Here is a 22,474-nt window from a genome sequence, read left to right on the forward strand (position 1 = left end):
ATGGATGTACTGGAAGACTGAGTTTATATCAAAAAATCTTGCACAAAAAAAAATCCCGATTTTCATCGGGATTTTCAATATCTAAATAAAAAAGATTATTCAGCGATTACTTCGAAAGGAACCTGAACTTTCACTTCTTTGTGTAAGTTTAAGTTAGCAACATACTCGCCAACAAATTTAGGTTCAGTTTCGAAAGTGATACGACGACGATCTACATCAAAACCTTGCGCTTTTAATGCTTCAGCGATCTGGATAGTGTTAACAGCTCCAAAGATTTTTCCGCTTTCACCAGCTTTAGCACCGATAGATAGTTTAACAGCAGTTAAACGCTCAGCGATACCTTCAGCATCTTTCTTAATTTTATCTTGTTTAAAAGCAGCCTGCTTTAAGTTTTCTGCCAATACTTTTTTAGCAGAAACTGTAGCTAATGCTCCAAATCCTTGAGGGATTAAATAGTTACGGCCATAACCTGGCTTTACATTAACTACATCATCTTTCTCACCAAGGCCTTTAATATCTTGTTTTAAAATAATTTCCATATCTCTAGCCTCCTATTTTAATTGATCTGCAACGAAAGGTAACAAACCGATGTGACGGGCACGTTTAACAGCCTGAGCCACTTTACGTTGGAATTTTAACGAAGTACCAGTTAAACGGCGTGGTAATAATTTACCTTGATCGTTAATGAATTTCAACAAGAAGTTTGCATCCTTGTAATCGATGTATTTAATTCCGTTTTTCTTGAAACGGCAATATTTTTTACGGTTATCCTCTACTTTAGGGGCAGTTACGTATTGAATTTGTTCTCTTGCCATTACGCTGCAACCTCCTTAGTTTTTTTGTTAAAAGCACCACTACGCTTTTTCTCATTGTAAGCAATAGCGTGTTTGTCTAAACGGATTGTTAAGAAACGTAACACACGCTCATCGCGTTTTAATTGAAGCTCTAATTTTGCGATCAAATCACCTGAAGCTTTGTATTCAGTTAAGTTGAAGAATCCGTTTGATTTTTTCTCAATTGGATACGCTAATTTTCTCAAACCCCAATTATCCTCTTGGATAATTTCGGCACCGTTATCAACAAGAACTGCTTTAAATTTAGCTAATGCCTCTTTTGCAGCCTCTTCAGATAACAATGGGGTTAGAACGATAACAGTTTCGTACTGATTCATTGTTATAAATTATGTTTTTAATTTTTAATCCCGAGGTATATTACGGGGATGCAAAAGTAACAATATATTTCTTAAAATCAAAGCTTTAATTAAAAAAAGCTTGATGCCTGGAGCGGAAAGGCTAAAGCTTAAAGCAGAAAGATCAAAGCAGAAAGATATAAATAATTCAACTAACTAATTGATTGACCTACATCTCTTCTAATAACCGATATGCCTTTGGTGGAAGAAAAACTATACAGAATTCATGCAAATAAAAAAGGGAGATTACTTTTAAAGTAACCTCCCCATCAATTAGCAATATTTAACCTTAATATAATTCTATCGTTTTAGAAAATTGTTTCCCTTTAACGTTAATTACAAATGTTAACGATTGAGAATCAGTTTTACTGATATTAAACTTCCTTTGTAAGGCTGACTTATTTTTGAAAACTTCTGTATAAACACTGTCGTTATACTCATTCATCACCTGCACTTCAATTGGATTACCTTCTTCGTTCTCAACATTTAGAATAATGAAGTCGCCTTCTTTTTTAATTAACGGATGGAAAACATCTGAAAATACTGGTTCAGAAACTGTAGCCTTACCATTCGAAATTACCACTTTATAGTTTGCAAGTTTAGTATCCGACTCAATTTTGATTGTATATTTTCCTTCTGGTAAAGCATTTAAATCATAAAGTTTGCTTGAAGCAGCTTTTGCCTGGATATTTTCCTGAAACAGGACTTCATTATTGCTTCCAATGAAAGATAGGTTTACATTTTCATTTCCTTCGAAAGAAAAACGGAGAAACTTTTCATTTTCACCTTTAACTTTTAAGGTGAAATCACCATCTTTTGCAAAAGTAGTGGTTGCAGTCAAAAATAACGCTGCGATTAGGCTGATTTGTAAGAACTTTTTCATAATTAAATAGCTTTATGAGTGAACAATTAATTTATGATGTAAAATTACTTCGCATTTAGCAGCCAAAACGCGACCATATTCACCGATATATATGCAATATTAACCTTTGTTATTCTTTTTTGTCATCAGAACATCAATACAGCATATTTATCACTATTTTTGTTAAGCAAAAAACCATGAAAACTTTAAAACCAAGCTTTGAAGTTGTAGAACCATCCTTCGGAAGTTCTTTCTATTATTCTAAATACGTGGAAAACGAGAATAATAAGGCACACTTATGGCATTATCATCCGGAAATAGAAATGGTTTTTGTAAACGGAGGCGCCGGAAAACGGCAAATTGGAAGTCACGTTTCTTACTATACTGATGGCGATTTAATCCTGATCGGCAGCAACCTTCCACATTGTGGTTTTACCGACACGCACACTGGAAACAAAAATGAGACGGTAATTCAAATGAAACCGGATTTTTTAGGCGGCGTTTTTATGACACTTCAGGAAGCCAAATGGATTGCAGAATTATTTGATAAAGCCAAGGGTGGAATTGCCTTTGGGGAGCAAACCAAGAAAGACGTGGGCAAGCTAATCGAAGATATGGAGTTCCAACAGCCCTTTAATAAATTATTAACATTGCTTGGCGTACTTAAATCGCTTGAGGCCACCAGAGATTTTAAAATTTTGAATGCTTCCGGATTTTCTATAGAAACACAAATTCAGGATAACGACCGGATTAATATGATTTTTAATTATGTTAAAGATCATTTTCAGGAACAAATTAGCCTGGAAAACATTGCCGAAATGTCTGCCATGACCGTCCCCTCCTTTTGCAGGTACTTTAAAAAAATTACCAAAAAAACATTTACCCGCTTTGTAAATGAATACCGCGTGGTCCATGCCTCTAAGCTTTTATCGGAAAAACACATGGGTATTACCGCTATATCTTATGAAAGCGGGTTCAATAATTTTAGCCATTTCAATAAAATCTTCCATGAGTTTACCGGAAAAAGTGCTTCAGAATATCGGAACGAGCTAAAGTCGATCATTAAATAACGCACAATCAGGCAATTTCCGACTTTTCCACATTTGAAATTTTGACATTTCAAGCTCAACAAATTTTCCTATTTTCGTGCCGATGGAAAATTTTATTGTTTCTGCCCGTAAATATCGTCCGGCCACGTTTGAAACCGTAGTTGGGCAACATCATATTACCGGTACTTTAAAAAATGCCATCAAAAACAATCAACTTGCCCAGGCCTTTTTATTCTGCGGTCCGAGAGGCGTTGGTAAAACGACCTGTGCCCGGATTTTGGCGAAGACCATAAACTGTACTAACCCTACAGCAGAAATGGAAGCCTGTGGAACGTGTGACAATTGCTTGTCTTTCCAAAACGGACATTCATTTAACGTTCACGAATTAGATGCAGCATCAAATAACTCTGTTGATGATATCAGGAGTTTAATTGAGCAGGTTCGGATCCCGCCACAGGCTGGCAGATATAAAATCTATATCATTGATGAGGTTCACATGTTATCTCAAAGTGCATTTAATGCTTTTTTGAAAACATTAGAAGAACCACCTTCTTACGCAATTTTTATTTTAGCGACTACCGAGAAGCATAAAATATTGCCAACCATTTTATCACGTTGTCAGATTTTTGATTTCAACCGCATTCAGGTGGAAGATATTTCAAATCACCTGGCTACTATTGCGCAACGCGAAAATATTGCTTTCGAATCTGATGGCTTACATATCATTGCCCAAAAAGCAGATGGTGGTTTACGTGATGCACTTTCGATGTTCGACCAGATTGCGAGTTACGCAAACAAGAACATTACTTACAAAGCGGTAATTGATAACCTGAACATTTTAGATTACGATTATTTCTTTAAACTTACTTCCCATCTAACGGCTGCAGAAGTTAGTCAGACTTTGCTCCTTTTCGATGAGATTTTGAACAACGGTTTCGACGGAAATAACTTCATTAACGGTTTGGCTACGCATTTTCGTAATTTATTGGTAGGTAAAGATGCCGCAACAATTAAATTATTAGAAGTTAGTGAGAACATTAAACAAAAATATTTAGATCAATGCAGGCAGACGGAATTATCCTTCTTGTTAACAGCTTTGAATTTAGCCAACAATTGCGATTTAAATTATAAAAATTCGAAAAACCAGCGTTTACAGGTAGAATTGGCATTAATTAAAATGTGTCACATTCGATCCGTCGTCCAATTAGCCCAACAGCCTTTAAGCCCTAGTAATACAGCAACTGACCAAGATCAGGATAAAAAAAAAACTAATGTCGTAGCTGAACAAGCTGAAAGCCCTAAGCAAAAAGCGGAAAGTGATCAAGCTGCTCAAACACCCGAAAGCTTATCTGTACCTAAAGCTCCGGCAAGTATCCCATTAGAGAATAAACTTAAAGAAGTTCCAAAAACCAACCCTGTTTCTTCCGCAAATTCCATCAGCATTAACATTCCTAAAAAAAATGTCGGCACCTTAATCCCTTCATTAAATGATTTAGAGCGCCTTGCAAACGGCGAGGAAGAAAGCGGACCGAAGAAAGCTACGGGCGAGGCCCGCGAACCTTTTACTTATGATCAGTTGCTTGAAATCTGGAATAAATATATTCAAATCTTAAAGAGTACTGATAAAATTAATCTTTTTACCATACTGAATAATTTCGCACCAAAGCTGATTAGTCCGGTATTGATTGAGATTTCCGTAGAAAGCAAAACCCAGGAACAATTTGTGGTTCAGGAATCTGTTGAACTAATGAATTATCTGAGAAATCAATTGAATAATTTTGCAGTAGACATTACCTTTAAGCTCGTAGAACGAAAAATTGAGAACAGGTTATACGGCAACCGTGAAAAGTATGATTATCTGGTCAATAAAAATCCTAAGCTTGATGACTTGCGTAAAAGATTCAATCTGGATATTAATCCATAATCAATTTTCAGTTGACAACATAAAACGGTCAACTGAAAATTGCAAACTGTAAACTATTTCTCGGGTGCATCATTAATAGGATAACCTTCTTCATCTAAATCATCGCGGTCATCTTCTGGGGTACGGGCTAAGATTTCATCTTCAGTATTAAGTTTAACACTTTCGCCATTATCTACATGCATACCTAATTCTTCCAGATTATCGTCTGCAATATCTTCATCTCTGGCATATTCATCCCCGACATAAGGGTTTGCTTCATCATAAGTAGAGTCATCGTCTTTCGCGCCTGCAGCTACCGTTTCATAACCCATAGGGTGATCATAATCTTCATTATCTCCTTTTACATCCAATTCATAACTTTCTTTATGTTTATCGTAAGAAAGATTTTCTCTATTGATTTCAGGGTTTTCAGTTGTGCTGTGGATTTTATCTTGTGATCCTTTATTTTCGTTATCTGACATGATTATTTCTCCTATATTATTTGGTATAACAACAAATGGTTTGGCAGATGGTTTTTGGGAGATTATGCTTTTTAAAAGGATTTATTTTTTCTTCCCAAATTTTCTAATTCCCAAATACTTCTTATATTGAGGTACTCATCCCTATAAATCAACCATAATCAAACGATTTATATAGCGTAATAATTCTTCGCTCATGATTGAGAAATATCAAAACAAATACAGAATCGCTTCTGCGCGTTTACAAAACTGGGATTATGCCAGTGAGGGTGCGTATTTTATCACTATTTGTACTAAGGATAGACGGCATTATTTTGGAGCGGTCAAGAATGGAATAATGGTGTTATCAAATGCTGGTGTCATTGCTAATTTGATGTGGTACGAAATCAAAAATCACGGCAAAAACGTGGAATTAGGCGAATTTATTGTGATGCCTAATCATGTACATGGGATTTTGATTTTGAATGATATTGCTAATTTGGATCCAGGCCTGAATATAGAGACAGGGCATGCCCTGTCTCTAAAATCCCCCGGCCAACAACGATTCCAAAATCAGGGGAAAAATACCGTTTCATCTATTATCGGCTCATACAAATCGGCGGTGACTAAACATTGTAACCGACTGGGATTTGAATCTGGATGGCAAACCCGCTTCTACGACCACATCATTCGTGATGGAAGGGCTTTTGAAAATATCTCAAACTATATCATAAACAACCCTGCGAAATGGGATATTGATAAATTCTACATGAACGAATGAAGATTTATCCTGTTTTTGAATATTGCAAAAAAAAATCTCCAATCAAACTACATTCGATTGGAGATTTTATATAACAAACTGAAGCAATTACAAGGAAGCTAAAGCAGTATTTAAAGTTTCACTCGGACGCATTGCTGCGCTTGCCAATTCATCATTTGGATGATAGTAACCACCAATGTTCTGTGGTTTGCCTTGCGAAGCGATTAACTCTTCTGTAATTTTTGATTCCTTTTCAGTTAGTACTTTTGCCAATGGTGCAAACCTTGCCTGAAGGTCTGCATCTTTACTTTGAGCGGCCAGCGCCTCTGCCCAATATAAAGCAAGGTAGAAATGTGAACCACGATTATCAATTGTACCTAATTTTCGGCCCGGAGATTTATCCTCAGCCAAAAACTTAGCATTTGCTTCATCCAACGCATCAGCCAAAACCTGCGCTTTAGCATTATTTTGTGTTTGGGATAAATGTTCTAATGAGGCTTGAAGGGCTAAGAATTCACCCAATGAATCCCAACGCAAATAACCTTCAGCAATAAATTGCTCAATGTGTTTTGGCGCAGAACCACCGGCGCCTGTTTCAAATAAACCACCACCATTCATTAATGGAACGATGGATAACATTTTTGCCGATGTACCTAACTCTAAAATTGGGAATAAATCCGTTAAATAATCACGCAATACGTTACCTGTAACTGAAATGGTATCTTCACCCTTACGGATACGTTCTAAAGTAAATTTAGTCGCTTCGATTGGTGCAAGAATGCGGATATCTAGTCCTTCCGTATCGTGGTCTTTTAAGTAAGTATTTACTTTAGCAATGATTTCTCTATCGTGTGCCCTGTTTTCATCCAACCAGAAAACGGCTGGTGTTTCAGATAAACGAGCCCTGTTAACCGCTAATTTAACCCAATCCTGAATGGGTGCATCCTTAGTTTGACACATACGGAAAATATCCCCTTGCTCCACTTTTTGGTCGAAGAAAACCTTACCATCAGCATCTGTTACACGAATTGCTCCGTTTGCAGTAGCCTGGAAAGTTTTATCGTGCGAACCATATTCTTCCGCTTTTTGAGCCATTAAACCTACATTTGGAACCGAGCCAATTGTAGTTACATCAAAAGCACCATGAGCTTTACAATCATCGATTGTTGCAGTGTACACACCAGCATAACAACGATCTGGAATTAAAGCGATAGTATCCTCGGCATTTCCATCTTTATTCCACATCTGACCCGAAGTACGGATCATTGCTGGCATCGAAGCATCAACAATCACATCACTTGGAACATGCAGGTTTGTTATTCCTTTATCAGAATTTACCATGGCCAATGCAGGGCCATTTTCAATCGCAGCAGCAATAGCAGCTTCAACTTCAGTCTGCTCCGGGCGACCAGCGATCTTTGCAAAAACATCCCCTAAACCATTGCGGGTATCTACATTAATTTCTTTAAAAAGGTCGGCATATTTAGTAAAAACATCTGCAAAGTAAACTTCTACAATGGCACCAAAAATGATTGGATCAGACACTTTCATCATTGTTGCTTTTAAGTGTGCGGATAATAAAACACCAGCGGCTTTGGCAGCTTCTACTTCTTTAGCTACGAAAGATTTTAAAGCAGATAAACTTAAGGCAGAACTATCAATTACCTCACCTGCTTTTAAAGGCGATAAACCTTTTAATTCTGTTACACTTCCATCAGCAGCAACAAATTCTATTTTGAATTGAGTTGCATCAGCAACCGTTACAGATTTTTCCGAATCATAGAAATCACCTTCAGTCATGCTGGCAACTACGGTTTTCGAATCCGAAGACCATTTTCCCATCGAGTGTGGATTTTGTTTCGCATAATTTTTAACTGCTTTTGGCGCTCTACGATCTGAGTTACCTTCACGTAAAACAGGATTTACTGCAGAGCCCAGCACTTTTGCATACTTGGCTTTAATGGCTTTCTCTTCTTCAGTTTGTGCATTATCCGGATAGTTTGGAATGGCAAAACCCTGAGCTTGTAACTCGGTGATGGTACCAACCAACTGTGGAATAGATGCAGATATATTTGGTAATTTGATGATGTTAGCTTCTGGTGTGGTGGCCAGTGCACCAAGTTCGGCTAAAGCATCGCCAATTTTTTGATCGTCTTTTAAATACTCAGGAAAGTTTGCCAAAATTCTTCCTGATAAAGAAATATCTCTGGTTTCTACATCAATACCAGCTGATGCGGTAAAAGCTTGTACAATTGGTAAAAGTGAATAAGTTGCCAGCATTGGCGCCTCATCGGTTTTGGTGTAGATAATTTTTGATGTATTGGACATGTTTATATTGATTTTGCTTTATAAGGTTTAACTAATTAATCGGCTAAAATTGAAAACCGACCTTTTCTTAAAATCGCCTAAAGATAAAATAATCGAATCAATTAAGGAACATCGCAATGTTATTTGTGTTTTATAAAACATTAATTTATTCGCCTATTTTTCAAATAGCTGAAGCCTTTACCCTATTTGTAATTACACCTATAAAGTAGAACGATATGGTGTTTTTTAGAATTGGTTCAGGATTTGTTAAGAAGGAAGACGAATCGAACGGGCAATCTATGACGGGGAACGTATCTCCCTCATTAAATGCGCTACAACGCAGAGCTCTTGAAATTAAACCTATACAAATTATATCTATGAGTGAACAGAATTTAGAACAACTATTGTTGCAAGGACAGTTTGAACAAGCACTATCCTCCATCCAGTCAGGTGATAAATTATCAAAAAATATTCCCGAACATCAGAAATCTCAAATTCTGGAGCGGTTGTTTAGTAATGAGCAATATGAACTCATTAATGAACTGGTTGCCGGCAAGTGGATTGAAACGGATGTTTATGAATTTGATAGTTTCGATAAAAGTGTTTTCGGTAAGATTGTTTGGAACCTCAAAAATGATGAAAAGGCCCTGAGCTTTTTTCAGGATTTTGTAACTAAATTCGAGAACCTCAATGATGAGGTAGAGGCAAAAACCCTAATCAATTATTTCCTCGAGAAAGGAGCAAGCATTGAAAAGATTAAAATATTAATCGATGCCGGATGTGATATCAATTTCACTAACAATGCTGAAGAAAACCTTATCCATCAGGTAATTAAAACCAACCTGATGAAACCGCAGCTTTCTATTTCCTACCTGGAATTATTGATCAAAGAAGGTGTAGATGTGAACGCACCTAACATTGTAAAAAAGACTCCGCTTATTACCGCAGTGGAATCCAATAAACCGGATTACCTGGATATATTATTGCAAAATGGCGCAAATCCAAATGACCTTGATCAGGACGAAAATTCTGCATTTTTCTACGCTGTCGCACACAAACAAGACCTTAATATTTATTTAAAACTTAAAGACTTTGGCAGTCCGGATTTTGAAAAAATCAATAAGGCTGGGGTAAGCACCTTTTTCGAATATCTGCGGATGATGTACGCAAGTGAAAAAAACCTCGAGCTGTTAAGCACGATGATTAGCGATGGGGCGGATCTTTACCAGGCCAATATGTATTATGGAAAAGAGAAAACACCCTTAGACCTGATTGCAGAAAAACAACCTGAGATTTTACAAACTGTTTTGGATTTAGGAGGCATAGATGTTAACCATCAGGATAATCATGGCAATACACTCCTGCATAAAGTTTGCGGTTTTAACGTAAACTATGAAGCGGAGCGGGCAAAAGAGACTTACAAAAAGGTAAAATTATTGCTCGAAAACGGAGCAGATATTTCTATGAGTAACGATGAAGATAAAACACCGCTTATGTTGGCTTCTGATGATAACCTGAAAATAAAAACGGTAGAACTATTAATGAAAAACGCTTAATCTGATTTTTAGAAAATATGTCGATGTCATTTATAATTGCCTGCGAAAGCGGCAAAAGAAAAATAGCCGAGCTTTTATTGGCCAACGGTGAAGTTGAAGTAGGTTATACTGATGAAAAAGGAAGAACAGCATTACATTATGCGGCCCATCGCGGCTACCTGGATCTTGTTCAGTTGTTAATTAACGCCGGAGCAGATATAAACTACGAAGATCACGCTGGTGAAACGCCACTTTACTTCGCTTGTTTACAAAAACAGAAACAAACGGCATTGTATCTCTTATCTGAAGGTGCAAAAGCTGAAATTAAAGATTTAGCCGGAAATGGCTTACTTCACCTAACTGCGCAAAATGGCCAGATTGAAGTTTTAGAAAAATTACTGGAGAAAGGATTGGAAGTTGATGGCGAAAATAATGAAGCCGAAACACCTCTCCTGATAGCGGCCAGCTGGAGGAATAAAGAAATCGTTAAAATGTTATTGGATAAAGGTGCGAACGTAAACACGACTAATAAAAGCGGAAACTCACCTTTGCTTTTTGCCGTAGCTTCTAAAAACATTCCGGTAACAGAACTTCTTTTAGAAAATGGAGCTAACATCAACCACGTTAACCATAACGGAGAAAGTGCCCTGCTGCAAGCTTGTTATGATAGCAACAGGATGCTAATCAAATTATTGATGGACAAAGGTGCCGATGTATTCGTATCTTCTAAAAACGGACAATCACCAATTTGGTATGCTTGCTCAAACAATCAAAAAGAAATTGTGGCATTATTTCTGGATAACGGCGTTGATGTAAATTACTCCAAACCTGTTTCTGGTGATGAAACGTCGATGTACTCATACCTGGATTGGGTAGAAAGTGCCACCAATTTATCCGCAGCAAGTACCTTCTCATTGGATACTGATTATGGCTATGGCGGCGAAAGTTTGCTGCATGTAGCTGCAAAAAGCGGAAATGTAAGCATGGTAAAATTACTAATTGAAAAGGATGCCAACATCAATATTCAGGATGAAAGTGGTAATACCGCCTTGCATTATGCAGCCGCAAACGGTAAGAAAGACATTGTAAAATTGCTTTTGGAGCATCAGGCCGATGGAACCATAGTGAACGCGAAGGAACAAAAAGCCATAGATTATGCGAATATCAAGGGCTTTAACGAAATTACGGTATTGTTACTTCAGTATAATCCAACAACACAAGCCAGTTATAATAAGCCTGTGGAAACTGTAGTGACTGATGAAAAACCAAAATTAGACCTGGCAGCTAAAAAACAAGCGCTATTAGATTTGAAAGAGTTGCTGGATATAGGAATTCTTTCCCAGGAAGAATTTGATGTTGAAAAAGGGAAGATTTTGAGTAGTTAAACTGTGGTAAAGCATTCCAAATCAATATTTATTTAGCGTCTGGAGCAGCAGATATTTTGAAAAACATCTAAGCATTTAAAATGTTATCATTTCGAAATCTTATCATTCACGAAAAAAGAAGAAAATGAAACAATATTATTTTTATGCTTCGATGCTCTCTGTGGCCTTCCTAGCGAGTTGCCAATCCAACTCTAAATCGGGTCCGCAGGGTACAGATACCACCATTACAACTAAAAGTGAATCGCTTAACTTGCCCGCTCCAGACACTACTGCTTCTAAAAATAAATTCAGCAAAGTAATCGGCTGGCCGGAAAATAAAACGCCGGTAGCACCGGAAGGCTTCGTAGTAACGAGATTTGCAACGAATATTAAAAGTCCACGGAATACCATTGTTGCACCAAATGGTGATGTACTTGTTGCGCTTTCAAATTCCGAACGCACTACAAAGGAAAAAATCGCTAATACCGTAACAGGTAAAGCAAAATCGGAAGTGGCAGGACAAAGTGCCAATACCATTTTACTTTACAGAGATGCCAATAAAGATGGTAAACCAGAATTAACGACTACGTTTCTGACTGGCTTAAATCAGCCTTATGGCATGCTGATTATAGGTAATTCATTTTACGTAGCCAACACCGACGGTATTTGGCAATACCCATATAAAAATGGAGATACCAAAATCACATCCACAGGAAAAAAAATTATGAGCTTACCTGCGGGTGGTTACAATAACCACTGGACCAGAAACCTCATTGCGAATGCGGATAAAAGCAAAATCTATGTTACCGTTGGATCTGGAAGTAATGTTGGCGAAAACGGAATGGAAAATGAAGTTCGGAGAGCTAATATTTTAGAGATAAATCCCGATGGTACAGGTGAAAAAATCTATGCCGCAGGTTTACGTAATCCAGTCGGGATAGATTGGACTCCGGGATCTGATATGCTTTGGACAGCTGTTAACGAGCGTGATGGTTTAGGCGATGACTTGGTTCCTGATTACATTACCAGTGTAAAAGAAGGCGCATTTTATGGTTGGCCATATGCTTATTATGGTCAGAATGAAGATCCGCGGATGAAAGGTAAAAACCCGGAATTGGTTAAGAAAACCATTGCACCAGATGTTCCTGTCGGATCTCATACGGCATCGTTGGGTTTAGCCTTTTATAAAGGAACTAAATATCCATCTAAATATCAGGGAGGAGCTTTTGTAGGTCAGCATGGATCTTGGAACCGTTCAAAAATTGCGGGCTATAAAGTTGTTTTCGTACCTTTTAAAGATGGAAAACCAACAGGAAAACCTGAAGATTTCTTAACAGGCTTTGTTGCTGATGCGGATAAGGCTGATGTATATGGCAGACCTGTTGGCGTAACATTTACTCCGGATGGTGCTTTATTAGTTGCCGACGATGTAAGTGGAGTAATTTGGCGGGTAGCTGCAAAATAATTAATTATTCATTTAATAAAATAAGAGGAGATGGTGGAAGCATACATCTCCTCATTATTTTTACTAAAATTTAAAATATTGAAAATACTTTTTACTTCGATTTCCTTATTTCTTTCTGTTACTACATTTGCACAAAGTAAAACTGATTCTACGAAAAAACTGAATGAAGTTATTGTTCGTGGCTATTATAATAATCAACCGCTGTTGAGATCTGTTTCGGCTGTAAATGTGATTGACAGTAACCTTATCCGAACCCAACAAAACACTTCATTAGTAAGCACATTAAACACCGTTCCGGGCTTACGAATGGAAGAAAGATCTCCTGGAAGTTACCGTTTATCACTGAGAGGAAGCCTGCTCCGCTCCCCTTTTGGAATTAGGAATATTAAAGTTTATATTGATGATTTTCCATTAACTGATGCCGGTGGAAACACTTATCTAAATGCATTAGATCCTCTTTCTATTGGAAATATTGAAGTGTACAAAGGCCCTGAAGCCAGCGTTTTTGGTGCCAATACCGGCGGAACAATTTTAATCTCTCCGCAACCTGTAAATGAAAATAATGTCACAGCATCAGTTACTGCAGGCGCTTATGGCTTATTTCATCAAACGGTTGGCATTCAGCAGAAATACAAGGATTACAGTTTTAGCTTTATGCAGGGATACCAGCGAAGCGATGGTTTCAGGGCGCACAGCGCCATGGAAAGAAAATACTTTCAAACCAATCATCAATGGAACTATAACAATAAGGGAAATTTAAAACTTTACGCTTTTTACAGCGACCTGAACTATGAAACACCCGGAGGCTTAACTTTAGCACAATTTGAACTCGATCCAAAAGCTGCCAGACCTGCAACAGCAACGCTACCCGGTGCAGCATCTCAACAAGCAGCCATTTACAACAAAACACTGTTTGGTGGTTTATCAAATGACTATCAGATCAGTAAGAACTTTAAACACGTAATTGCATTGTTCGGAAGTTATACCGACTTCAAAAATCCGTTTATCACCAATTACGAAAAACGATACGAGGGTACTTTAGGCTTGCGAACATTTGTTGATTATCAGCAAAATAATAACCTTTTAAAATTCAATGCTCAATTGGGCTTGGAAAGCGGTGCAACCAAAACGGAAATCAAGAATTTCGACAATAATGCTGGCTCCCCTGCTGCAATGCAGGCTTTTGATCACTTAAAAGCCAACCAGAATTTCGCCTTTCTTCGATTAAACTTCGATATTAGCAATAAGCTTTTAATTGAATTAGCTTCTAGTTTAAACTATTATAAATACAAATATGAAAGCTTTTTCCCGGCAACTATTGAATCGAAAGAGAGAAAATTCGACACGGAACTAATGCCGAAACTAGCAACTTCATATTTAATTAGCAACGAGCTATCAGTTAGGGCATCGGTAAGTAAGGGTTATTCGCCGCCTACCATAGCAGAAGTAAGGGCTTCAGACAATAATATTAATAATGATCTTCAGGCAGAACTTGGCTGGAATTATGAAGCAGGCTTTAGGTATCATCTAAAAAACAATCGCCTCCGTTTGGCAGCTAATGTATTTCAATTCAACCTGAATGATGCAATAGTTCGGAGATTGAATGCAAATGATTCAGAATTTTTCATCAACGCAGGCGGAACTACACAGAAGGGACTTGAGCTGGAAACTGCGTTCTGGCTCATTAGAAACAGTGCTTCATTTTTGAATGCAATTGAATTAAAGAGCAACTATACCTACAGTCATTTCAGATTTAAAGAGTTTACAACGGGCAATGTAAGTTTCGACGGCAACAAGTTAACCGGTGTTCCGGCAAATGTTGTGGTAAGCAGTTTAGATTTCCAATTTAACAAGGGCCTATACTTTTTTGCCCAACATAATTATACTTCCAGTATTCCACTTAATGATGGCAACAGTGTTTTCGCAAAAAACTATCATTTGGTTGAACTTAAAACAGGGATGCGCAACATCCGCATCAAAAACATCAAACTTGAACTTTTTGGCGGGATCAATAATCTTCTGAATAAAAGCTACAGCTTGGGGAATGACCTGAATGCTATAGGCGGAAGATACTACAATGCTGCTGCCGGTATTAACTATTACCTCGGCACATCAATTAAACTTTGATGAATAAAGTAATCAGGTTTTAATTAGCTTGATTACTTTATCCAATATAAATCAGGCATTGAACTAGTTAACTAAATCAATTTCTTTGATGGCTACTTCACTCACCACAATGTCTGTGGTAAATTTTTTCGTGCCGTCTTTTGCTAAGTATGATCCTGTTATTAGTTTGCCTTCTATGGTTAATCTGGTACCTTTTTTAATCTGAGCAGAAGCAAGGTCAGCCTTATCATTCCAGAAAGTCAGCGAAAACCAGTTGGTTCTTTTGGTCTCTTCGCCTGATGCGTTTTTATAATACTCATTTACGGCTAGATTTACCCTGGCTAATCTTTGGTTTCCTGATAAATTTTTAACTTCTGCGTCTGCTCCTGCAAAACCGCTCAATACTACTTTGTTAATTGCACTTTCCATGATCTTTTAAATTTAAGTTTCTTATTGTTTAATGAACGGTAAACTCCTCGCTACCGACAATACAAAGGTGCAACTACTAAAAAGCGTTAGTCGGTTGTTAAGTGTTTATAGTCGTTTATAAACGTTTAAAAACGGATAATCATAAAGGTGAAGGATTCAAAAACTAAATCAATTGAACAATGAACTGCAGATAATCATCTAACTGGAAGAATATTTCTACATTTATGCATGAGATCTCAAATTAATAAGCAGCGCAGTATTCAAAGATCTCAGCTAATATATCACTTCAATACAGAATTGTTTTTTAACAGGCTTTATGAAAACTTAATTTGGATCATCTGTCTGGCCTTACCGATCTTACCGTTATCAATACCTAATAATCGTGGTTCCTTCGTTGTTGCCTGCTCAATCTTGGCGTTCTGGGTATTCATGTTGGTTAGCCTTTATTTTCTTAACTACTTAACAATTATTAAGGGATCAGATCAAACAATAAACAGGACTATAATGGTGAAGATCTTAAAATCAAAATATCCGGATTTAAGGATCAATGATTCCGGGCAACACATCATCAGGTGTACACAAACTACAGGGCTTCTAACCTGGGGGAAACAGATCAATGTGATCTTTGACAACGATCGCATGTTTCTAAATCTAACCACACTCGGACGTTATCAGATCAGATCGCCTTTTCATGCAATTTTTAATGCGATTCAACTGAGAAAAATAAAAAAGGAATTTCAAAATCTTTCGAGGTGATGAGCGTTATATTGGTTTTTGGTCGTTACGACATTTCTCATTTTCTTGCTAATCGTTGAAACATCAGCCAATAGAAAGTTGGAATTTTTATTTCGGCTAAAGCTAAAATTTAGTTAGTTTTAAACATCATCCCATAATACTTAATCTAATTTTATTATGGAGCGCCTGTGTTTAGACTGTGGTAAAGCCGTAAGAGGCAGAACCGATAAAAAATTTTGTGATGATAACTGTAGAAATAGCTATAACAACCATCTGAAAAATGAAAACGGACTATTTTTTAAGAGAATTAATTTGATTCTTAAAAAAAATCGCACATTGCTCGCCCAATTCAATCCAGATGGCAAAATAAAAGTATCGAAGAAAAAAATGCTTACTGCAGGGTTTAATTTCGATTACCATACGCATACTTACTACACTCAAAACGGCAAAAAATATATTTTCTGTTATGAATTTGGTTATCTAGCGCTGAGCGATGAAGAGCTTTTACTAGTAAAAAGGGAAGAAAAACTGCTATAACCTGACTAATTCAAATTTAATTTAAAGAAGCACATCCTTGAATTGAAAAAAATGCTCATTAGAGGGATAACAATATTAGCCCAATTCGCATTGAATTGGTATTACAAAAGCTAAATAATAATCCTAAATCTATTTTAAAAAGTCAAAACACAGCAATTATCGGGTGTTATATTTTCCATTCTTGAAGTAATTTTGTGTATAATAATTAAAGAATGAAAGCACAAGACGAAATTAACTTCACTAGAATTGCAGAAGCGATAAACTTTATTCAGCTAAATTTCAAAAGGCAGCCAAATCTGGAAGAAATTGCTGAAAAAGCAAATTTAAGTCCTTTTCATTTCCAGCGCCTTTTTACGGAATGGGCCGGTACCAGTCCGAAAAGATTTCTGCAATATATTAGCATCGGATATGCAAAAACGTGCTTAAAAGAAAACCAATCCTCCCTATTTGAAACGGCATTGGACACAGGTTTATCAGGCACCAGCAGATTGCATGATTTATTTGTAAATATTGAAGGAATGACACCAGGAGAATATAAAAACGGTGGTGAAAACTTAGCTATCAATTACAGTTTTGCAGCAACACCTTTCGGAACTGTTATTGTGGCTTCAACACAAAAAGGAATTTGCCAGCTTGTTTTCTCTGAAGATGATGAAGTTGCTTTAATGCAGCTGAAAAACAAATTCCCTGCCGCCAGCTATACGCCAAAAACAGATCTTATTCAGCAAAATGCGCTGGCAATTTTTCAGCATGACTGGACTAAACTAAAACAAGTGAAGCTTCATTTAAAGGGCACAGACTTTCAGTTGAAAATTTGGGAAACCTTATTAAAAATCCCGATGGGTGGCTTATCTACCTATGGGCGTATTGCGAATGAAGTTGGGAAACCGAAAGCTTCCAGAGCTGCAGGTACCGCAATTGGCGATAACCCTGTTGCATTTTTAATTCCCTGCCACCGGGTAATTCAGGCTAGCGGGGCCTTAGGCGGCTATCGATGGGATCTTAATCGCAAAACGGCCATTATAGGTTGGGAAGCAGCAAAGATGGAAACCAGGTTATTAATAGAATGATCAATCACCATGAACTATCTGCTGCAAATCTAGCCGGAAAGATAAAAAATAAAGAAATTTGCTTTGGCGGAAATATAAAACTAAAAATCTATGGAAGCCTTCAATGTAAATCCGGCAAGAGCATGAAAAGGGAAAACCGGGTATTTTTTAAATCAGAACAGGACGCGATTGATGCAGGTTTCAGACCCTGTGCACACTGTTTATTCACTACATATAAAAAATGGATTTGTTCAGTTCAACAATAAACTTAAATAAAAATCTCCTTCCTTATGATGGAACGGTGCGGTATTCCGGTCAGTTATTTACTGTGGAAGAAGCAAACGCCTATTTCGAAGTACTGTTAAATACCATCGATTGGAAAAACGATGAGGCTTTTATTATGGGGAAACACATCATTACAAAAAGAAAAGTGGCCTGGTACGGTGACCGGGAGTATGCATATACCTATTCTAAGACCACAAAACATGCCCTCCCCTGGACAAAAGAGCTTCTGGAACTCAAACACACCGCCGAAGAAAATACCGGAGCTAAATATAATTCCTGCCTCTTAAATCTTTATCACAATGGTGATGAAGGCATGGCTTACCATAGCGACGATGAAAAAGCATTAGGTAAAAATACCAGCATTGCATCTATGAGTTTTGGTGCAGAAAGAAAATTTCTTTTTAAACACAAAGTCTCCAAAGAAACTATAGGCATGATTTTAGAAAATGGAAGTTTGCTGGAGATGAAAGATGCCATACAAACGAACTGGTTGCATCGCTTACCCCCAACAAAAAAGGTTTTTACTCCACGGATAAACCTAACCTTTCGATCAATGGTTACAAAATAATTAACTACTTTTTAAATTCACTGATATCAACAATACGGTCTTCATCTGGATTTTGCTTTAAGAATGATGTTCCTTTGCCGTTGGTAGCCCAGCTGTAACCTCGTCTGATCTCATCAGCTACATTTGCAGACTGAGCCACTTTTGCCGGGAGTGTGAGGTTATTAGTTTCACCAGTACGATAATTGACCTGATAAAGAGAATTTCCGGTAACGAAGACGAGCGTCTTTTTATCTGAAGAATTGAACAAGAATTCGCCTTGAATACGTTCGCTATCATGCTGTCTCTTTATCGGATAGATCTTTCCATTTACCAGTGCAATAGCGAAATCATTGTTCACAATAATATTGCTGAGGCTCATTTCCTGTATGCCTTTTGTATATTTTTTATCGTTTTTACCGTTCGATTCCCTGTACAAACTGGTAACACTCACTTTTCCATCTGTTAGTGAAACCACGTAAAACGGAGAAACCAAACCCGTACCATCTTCCACTTGTACCAATGCAGCTGTTTTTTGGGTGTTGATAAATCTTGCTTCCTTAAACTTGTTAGCCACAGGTTTCGGATTATCCTGAACAGCCACAGTGGTATCCTTAAACTTTATTTCATAACTTTCTTTACCTTCAGGAGTTTCGGGCTCGGTAGTTACAATGTTTAAAGTTTGGTTTTTAACGGTTGGAAACTCATTAAAATCATCATTTGCGTAAGCTTTCGGGGTGTAAACAATTTCTAATTTGCCCGGTTTGCATCCAAATAAGCAAATAGAAAGAACAAGGGCTAATACGGTAGTTTTCATAGAATGGAGATTGTAGCTTTTTTTGCTAATTTATTACCTTTATTTCTTTCCTCCGATTAAAATTTCACTTTTATATAATTTAGTCTAAATTGTGTAGAAACAAAACGATTATTCACTCAAAATAATATGTATAACATTCCTTTTACCCAGATTAATTGGACCCAGGTTGAAAAAACAGCACATGCCGGCACCCGGGGAACAGCTACCTGGCAAACCTTGAATTTAGGTGGTTTAAGAATTAGAATTGTGGAATACTCTCCCGATTATCTTGCCGATCACTGGTGTTTAAAAGGCCATATTGTGCAATGCCTTGAGGGAAGTTTTATAAGCGAAATGAAAGATGGAACCACCTTTAGCTTATCAAAAGGTATGACCTATGTTGTATCAGACGATTTAAGTACCCACAGGTCTATATCTGCCGAAGGCGTAAAGTTATTGATTATTGATGGAGATTTTTTAAAGCCTATAGCCGGTTAACATATTACAATCTGAAGTTAATTACTTAAAAAGAATGCTAAAACTTATCTGAAAATGCTACAAGATTTTTAATAAAAAAGAATCTATTACCAAAAGCAAATTATTGGATTAATTATTGTTACAACAGTGAAAATAACAATTATGAAAAATCTATTTACTCTTGCCATAATCCTGGGTCTTTTTAGTGCCTGTTTAGAAAAGAATGACCCAAAGAAATTAACAAATACGAAATGGGAGTTATCAGAACTGCCTGGCTTAACACTCCCTGCAAGTGCTAAAGCAACGCTGGTTTTTGGCGACAGCTTGAAGATAAGTGGTAAATCCTTTTGCAATAGTTATGGCGGCAAGGCCGAAATTGCAGACCAGAAAATTGTATTGAAAGAAGTTATCAGCACCAGAATGTTTTGCCAGGAAACAGACGCTGCAGAGCGGGCTTACATGCAAGCCATTAATCAGGTAACCGGCGCCAAAATAATGGATAAAGAACTTCAACTACTGAAAGGAAACGAAAAACTACTTGTATTTAAAAAAATTGATTAATAACAATCTATATACAAATGGAATGAAATAAAGTAATTTAAGTAATTTCGACCTTTTATTAATCTAACATGCTGTCAAAACTCACGGATGAATTACGCTTTTTTTTCCTAACCGGGAAAAATGCTTTTGTTTTATTTCAACAAAATGATCCGTTACGTTTAGCAGGAGCTACTGCATTTTTTACCAACTTTGCATTACCCCCAATACTGATTATCCTGATCCGCTTATTCGGGATTTTTACAGATCGGCGCACCTTATTCACCAATATTTTTCAGCGGCTGGCGAATATCCTTGATGAGAATAGCATTAAACAAATCAAGTTAACACTGCGAAACATCAGAGGCATTGATCAGCCGTGGTATGTTACCTTGTTCAGTTTCATCTTTTTTCTTTTTGTAGCCACTACCCTCTTTAATGTGATTAAAAATTCGTTGGAACAAATATGGAACATTGGGCAGAAAGATAAAAAAGGAATATTAGCCACTTTGAAATCACGGGCAATATCTATGACTATTATTTTATTTGCCGGAATTTTGTTTTTTATCGGCTTACTGGCCGATAGTGTGCAGGCCATCATTGGCGCTTATTTAAAAACCAATTCACCATCTTTCAGCTTAATTCTTACGTCGATACTCAACCAGATCGTTTTCGTAATTATTGTGACTACTTGGTTTACTATGCTATTCAGGTTTTTGACCAATGGCAGACCAACCTGGAAAGCTGCATTTTCTGGTGGCTTACTCACGGGTTGTTTATTTACTGCCGGAAAATACATTTTAAGAATTCTATTGCCATTAAGCAACATCAGCAATATATATGGGTCAGCCGGGTCTATTATTGTAATTATGCTTTTCGTATTTTATTCTTCACTGATCTTTTACTTTGGCGCATCATATATAAAGGCTTTAAGCATCGGAAGGGAAACACCTATCATCCCGAAGAATGGATCATATGCTTATGAGTTAACCGAAATCGACACTGAAAAAACCCCATAAAAAAAGAGCGGATGCAATGTCCGCTCTTTTCAATATCTGGATAACTGTTGATCTGATTAAAAAATTCTATATCCTAAACCTACAGTAAACAAATTTAATTTTGTTCCCGGATAACCATCTTTGTTCAATTTAGATAAACCCAACTCGTAACGTGCATCAATACTTAATTTTTTAATATCAAGTGCTGCACCAAACTGCCAGGCAAAAGCCTGGTTTTTAAAGTTACCATTAAAAACATTTCCGGTAGCCTGACCAAAACTTTGCTTTTCATCTAAGATAAAGGAAACCATTGGTCCTGTATTTAACCTCACACCAACACCTAAAGCACCTATTTTAGTTCCAACTAATAAAGGAACATCTAAACTGGTAAAACTTACTTTGTTAACCTGTCCGGTTGCATCACTAACTAAATTCGCTTTCTTACCAGAAATGTAAAGTTCTGGCTGGAAATGAACACCTGCGCCACCAATCCTTGCCCATAAGCCACCGTAAAAACCTGCGCGGTTATCACTGCTAAAAGTGTTATCGCTATCAAATTTCGAAAAATTGGCTCCGGCCTTAAGACCTAGCTGGAAAGTTGGTAATAACTGTGCACTTGCAAAAAAGCATACAAATAAACAGGCAATAGTAAGAGATAAAGATTTCATAAACAATAGAGTTAAGTTAATTAGCTTGTTGCATTGTCGATTGCTTCTTGTTCTTTCAAGGCATCAACATTGTTTTTATCGCCAAAATTTTGTGTTTTACCTGCAAAGTAATCTAAAATTCCTGAGATAGTATCTAAGTTATCAGCTAAATTTTGGTGAATATCTGGTAAATCTTTTTCCAGCCTGCCATCGCCTAGTTCGATATTGTCAACTTCGATTTTACCAATCTTTTGGATAAGTGCCGTTTGCGAGTTCTGTAAATCCTCTAACTCACGCACAATTTTTTCCATCAATTCGAATTTTTTTAAGGTATTCATAGATTCTGATTTTAAATTTTTATACTGTTCACTTTATAAACCCGCCCGCCTTCAATTTGTTTTATTTACATAAATGTTCGATACAAATTTGGAATAACCACAAA

Annotated in this window: 25 protein-coding genes; 15 read left to right on the forward strand and 10 right to left on the reverse strand. The window is 37.0% G+C overall.

Features of this window, described 5'->3' with window-relative positions; genetic code table 11:
- Positions 1 to 95 precede the first annotated feature (95 nt).
- The 4 genes from rplI to GJU39_RS05445 form a co-directional block, all read right to left on the reverse strand.
- Entirely contained in the window at positions 96 to 539 is a 444-nt protein-coding gene (gene rplI / locus GJU39_RS05430) for a 50S ribosomal protein L9 (protein ID WP_154279685.1), read from the reverse strand.
- 12 nt (positions 540 to 551) lie between these two features.
- Complete coding sequence (gene rpsR, locus GJU39_RS05435) at positions 552 to 815, reverse strand: 30S ribosomal protein S18 (protein WP_010599582.1); 264 nt, start codon at positions 813 to 815, stop codon at positions 552 to 554.
- Positions 815 to 1,171 (reverse strand): 30S ribosomal protein S6, encoded by a 357-nt coding sequence (gene rpsF, locus GJU39_RS05440; RefSeq protein ID WP_154279686.1) that lies wholly within the window; start codon positions 1,169 to 1,171, stop codon positions 815 to 817. The genes rpsR and rpsF overlap by 1 nt, the downstream gene beginning before the upstream one ends.
- 307 nt (positions 1,172 to 1,478) lie before the next feature.
- Positions 1,479 to 2,072, reverse strand: coding sequence for a hypothetical protein (locus GJU39_RS05445; RefSeq protein WP_154279688.1), 594 nt, complete (start codon positions 2,070 to 2,072; stop codon positions 1,479 to 1,481).
- 176 nt (positions 2,073 to 2,248) lie between these two features.
- Here GJU39_RS05445 and GJU39_RS05450 point away from each other — a divergent pair, with 176 nt between their 5' ends.
- The gene (locus GJU39_RS05450) at positions 2,249 to 3,121 is read left to right on the forward strand and encodes an AraC family transcriptional regulator (RefSeq protein ID WP_154279689.1); all 873 of its coding nucleotides are present in this window, start codon (positions 2,249 to 2,251) and stop codon (positions 3,119 to 3,121) included.
- 82 nt (positions 3,122 to 3,203) lie between these two features.
- Complete coding sequence (locus tag GJU39_RS05455; RefSeq protein WP_154279690.1) at positions 3,204 to 5,024, forward strand: DNA polymerase III subunit gamma/tau; 1,821 nt, start codon at positions 3,204 to 3,206, stop codon at positions 5,022 to 5,024.
- Positions 5,025 to 5,077: 53 nt separating this feature from the next.
- Here the strand turns inward: GJU39_RS05455 and GJU39_RS05460 are convergent, their stop codons facing one another.
- The gene (locus GJU39_RS05460; RefSeq protein ID WP_154279691.1) at positions 5,078 to 5,485 is read right to left on the reverse strand and encodes a hypothetical protein; all 408 of its coding nucleotides are present in this window, start codon (positions 5,483 to 5,485) and stop codon (positions 5,078 to 5,080) included.
- 193 nt (positions 5,486 to 5,678) lie between these two features.
- On the opposite strand from GJU39_RS05460, the gene GJU39_RS05465 reads away from it, so the two are divergent.
- Entirely contained in the window at positions 5,679 to 6,242 is a 564-nt protein-coding gene (locus GJU39_RS05465; RefSeq protein ID WP_154279692.1) for a transposase, read from the forward strand.
- 87 nt (positions 6,243 to 6,329) lie between these two features.
- Here GJU39_RS05465 and GJU39_RS05470 read toward each other — a convergent pair whose 3' ends face one another.
- Positions 6,330 to 8,549, reverse strand: a complete 2,220-nt coding sequence (locus GJU39_RS05470) for an NADP-dependent isocitrate dehydrogenase (RefSeq protein WP_154279693.1) — start codon at positions 8,547 to 8,549, stop codon at positions 6,330 to 6,332.
- 215 nt (positions 8,550 to 8,764) lie between these two features.
- Here GJU39_RS05470 and GJU39_RS05475 point away from each other — a divergent pair, with 215 nt between their 5' ends.
- The 4 genes from GJU39_RS05475 to GJU39_RS05490 all read left to right on the forward strand — a co-directional run bounded on the left by GJU39_RS05475 (position 8,765) and on the right by GJU39_RS05490 (position 15,019).
- Positions 8,765 to 10,084, forward strand: coding sequence for an ankyrin repeat domain-containing protein (locus GJU39_RS05475; protein ID WP_154279694.1), 1,320 nt, complete (start codon positions 8,765 to 8,767; stop codon positions 10,082 to 10,084).
- Positions 10,085 to 10,107: 23 nt separating this feature from the next.
- Entirely contained in the window at positions 10,108 to 11,448 is a 1,341-nt protein-coding gene (locus tag GJU39_RS05480; RefSeq protein WP_245227692.1) for an ankyrin repeat domain-containing protein, read from the forward strand.
- A 124-nt stretch (positions 11,449 to 11,572) separates the two neighbouring features.
- A complete protein-coding gene (locus tag GJU39_RS05485; RefSeq protein ID WP_154279696.1) occupies positions 11,573 to 12,892 on the forward strand; it encodes a PQQ-dependent sugar dehydrogenase in 1,320 nt (439 codons plus the stop codon).
- Positions 12,893 to 12,970: 78 nt separating this feature from the next.
- Positions 12,971 to 15,019 (forward strand): TonB-dependent receptor, encoded by a 2,049-nt coding sequence (locus GJU39_RS05490; protein WP_245227693.1) that lies wholly within the window; start codon positions 12,971 to 12,973, stop codon positions 15,017 to 15,019.
- A gap of 63 nt (positions 15,020 to 15,082) precedes the next feature.
- Here the strand turns inward: GJU39_RS05490 and GJU39_RS05495 are convergent, their stop codons facing one another.
- Positions 15,083 to 15,427, reverse strand: coding sequence for a single-stranded DNA-binding protein (locus GJU39_RS05495; RefSeq protein ID WP_154279698.1), 345 nt, complete (start codon positions 15,425 to 15,427; stop codon positions 15,083 to 15,085).
- Positions 15,428 to 15,931: 504 nt separating this feature from the next.
- Here GJU39_RS05495 and GJU39_RS05500 point away from each other — a divergent pair.
- The 5 genes from GJU39_RS05500 (at position 15,932) to GJU39_RS05520 (ending at position 18,601) form a co-directional block, all read left to right on the forward strand.
- Positions 15,932 to 16,183 carry a hypothetical protein gene (locus tag GJU39_RS05500; RefSeq protein ID WP_154279699.1) on the forward strand — a complete coding sequence of 84 codons (252 nt, stop codon included), beginning with the start codon at positions 15,932 to 15,934 and terminating at the stop codon, positions 16,181 to 16,183.
- Between the two features lie 291 nt (positions 16,184 to 16,474).
- Entirely contained in the window at positions 16,475 to 16,699 is a 225-nt protein-coding gene (locus GJU39_RS23780; protein WP_245227694.1) for a hypothetical protein, read from the forward strand.
- A gap of 212 nt (positions 16,700 to 16,911) precedes the next feature.
- Positions 16,912 to 17,769 carry a bifunctional helix-turn-helix domain-containing protein/methylated-DNA--[protein]-cysteine S-methyltransferase gene (locus GJU39_RS05510; protein WP_154279701.1) on the forward strand — a complete coding sequence of 286 codons (858 nt, stop codon included), beginning with the start codon at positions 16,912 to 16,914 and terminating at the stop codon, positions 17,767 to 17,769.
- Positions 17,766 to 18,014 carry an Ada metal-binding domain-containing protein gene (locus GJU39_RS24065; protein WP_154279702.1) on the forward strand — a complete coding sequence of 83 codons (249 nt, stop codon included), beginning with the start codon at positions 17,766 to 17,768 and terminating at the stop codon, positions 18,012 to 18,014. Before GJU39_RS05510 ends, GJU39_RS24065 begins: the two co-directional genes overlap by 4 nt.
- Positions 17,990 to 18,601, forward strand: a complete 612-nt coding sequence (locus GJU39_RS05520) for an alpha-ketoglutarate-dependent dioxygenase AlkB family protein (RefSeq protein ID WP_154279703.1) — start codon at positions 17,990 to 17,992, stop codon at positions 18,599 to 18,601. Before GJU39_RS24065 ends, GJU39_RS05520 begins: the two co-directional genes overlap by 25 nt.
- Positions 18,602 to 18,605: 4 nt before the next feature.
- Here GJU39_RS05520 and GJU39_RS05525 read toward each other — a convergent pair whose 3' ends face one another.
- On the reverse strand, positions 18,606 to 19,394 hold the full coding sequence (locus GJU39_RS05525) for a hypothetical protein (protein WP_154279704.1): 789 nt from the start codon (positions 19,392 to 19,394) through the stop codon (positions 18,606 to 18,608).
- Between the two features lie 126 nt (positions 19,395 to 19,520).
- Here GJU39_RS05525 and GJU39_RS05530 point away from each other — a divergent pair, with 126 nt between their 5' ends.
- The 3 genes from GJU39_RS05530 (at position 19,521) to GJU39_RS05540 (ending at position 21,406) form a co-directional block, all read left to right on the forward strand.
- The gene (locus tag GJU39_RS05530) at positions 19,521 to 19,871 is read left to right on the forward strand and encodes a DHCW motif cupin fold protein (RefSeq protein ID WP_154279705.1); all 351 of its coding nucleotides are present in this window, start codon (positions 19,521 to 19,523) and stop codon (positions 19,869 to 19,871) included.
- Positions 19,872 to 20,012: 141 nt separating this feature from the next.
- Positions 20,013 to 20,411: an META domain-containing protein gene (locus GJU39_RS05535; protein ID WP_154279706.1), complete on the forward strand. Its 399-nt coding sequence runs from the start codon at positions 20,013 to 20,015 to the stop codon at positions 20,409 to 20,411.
- A 68-nt stretch (positions 20,412 to 20,479) separates the two neighbouring features.
- The gene (locus GJU39_RS05540) at positions 20,480 to 21,406 is read left to right on the forward strand and encodes a YihY/virulence factor BrkB family protein (protein WP_154279707.1); all 927 of its coding nucleotides are present in this window, start codon (positions 20,480 to 20,482) and stop codon (positions 21,404 to 21,406) included.
- A gap of 56 nt (positions 21,407 to 21,462) precedes the next feature.
- Here the strand turns inward: GJU39_RS05540 and GJU39_RS05545 are convergent, their stop codons facing one another.
- Together GJU39_RS05545 and GJU39_RS05550 are read right to left on the reverse strand one after the other, a co-directional pair.
- Positions 21,463 to 22,053 carry a porin family protein gene (locus GJU39_RS05545; protein ID WP_154279708.1) on the reverse strand — a complete coding sequence of 197 codons (591 nt, stop codon included), beginning with the start codon at positions 22,051 to 22,053 and terminating at the stop codon, positions 21,463 to 21,465.
- A gap of 20 nt (positions 22,054 to 22,073) precedes the next feature.
- Positions 22,074 to 22,370 carry a hypothetical protein gene (locus GJU39_RS05550; RefSeq protein WP_154279709.1) on the reverse strand — a complete coding sequence of 99 codons (297 nt, stop codon included), beginning with the start codon at positions 22,368 to 22,370 and terminating at the stop codon, positions 22,074 to 22,076.
- Between the last annotated feature and the right edge of the window lie 104 nt (positions 22,371 to 22,474).

The organism is Pedobacter petrophilus, assembly GCF_009674725.1.
Lineage (GTDB): Bacteria > Bacteroidota > Bacteroidia > Sphingobacteriales > Sphingobacteriaceae > Pedobacter > Pedobacter petrophilus.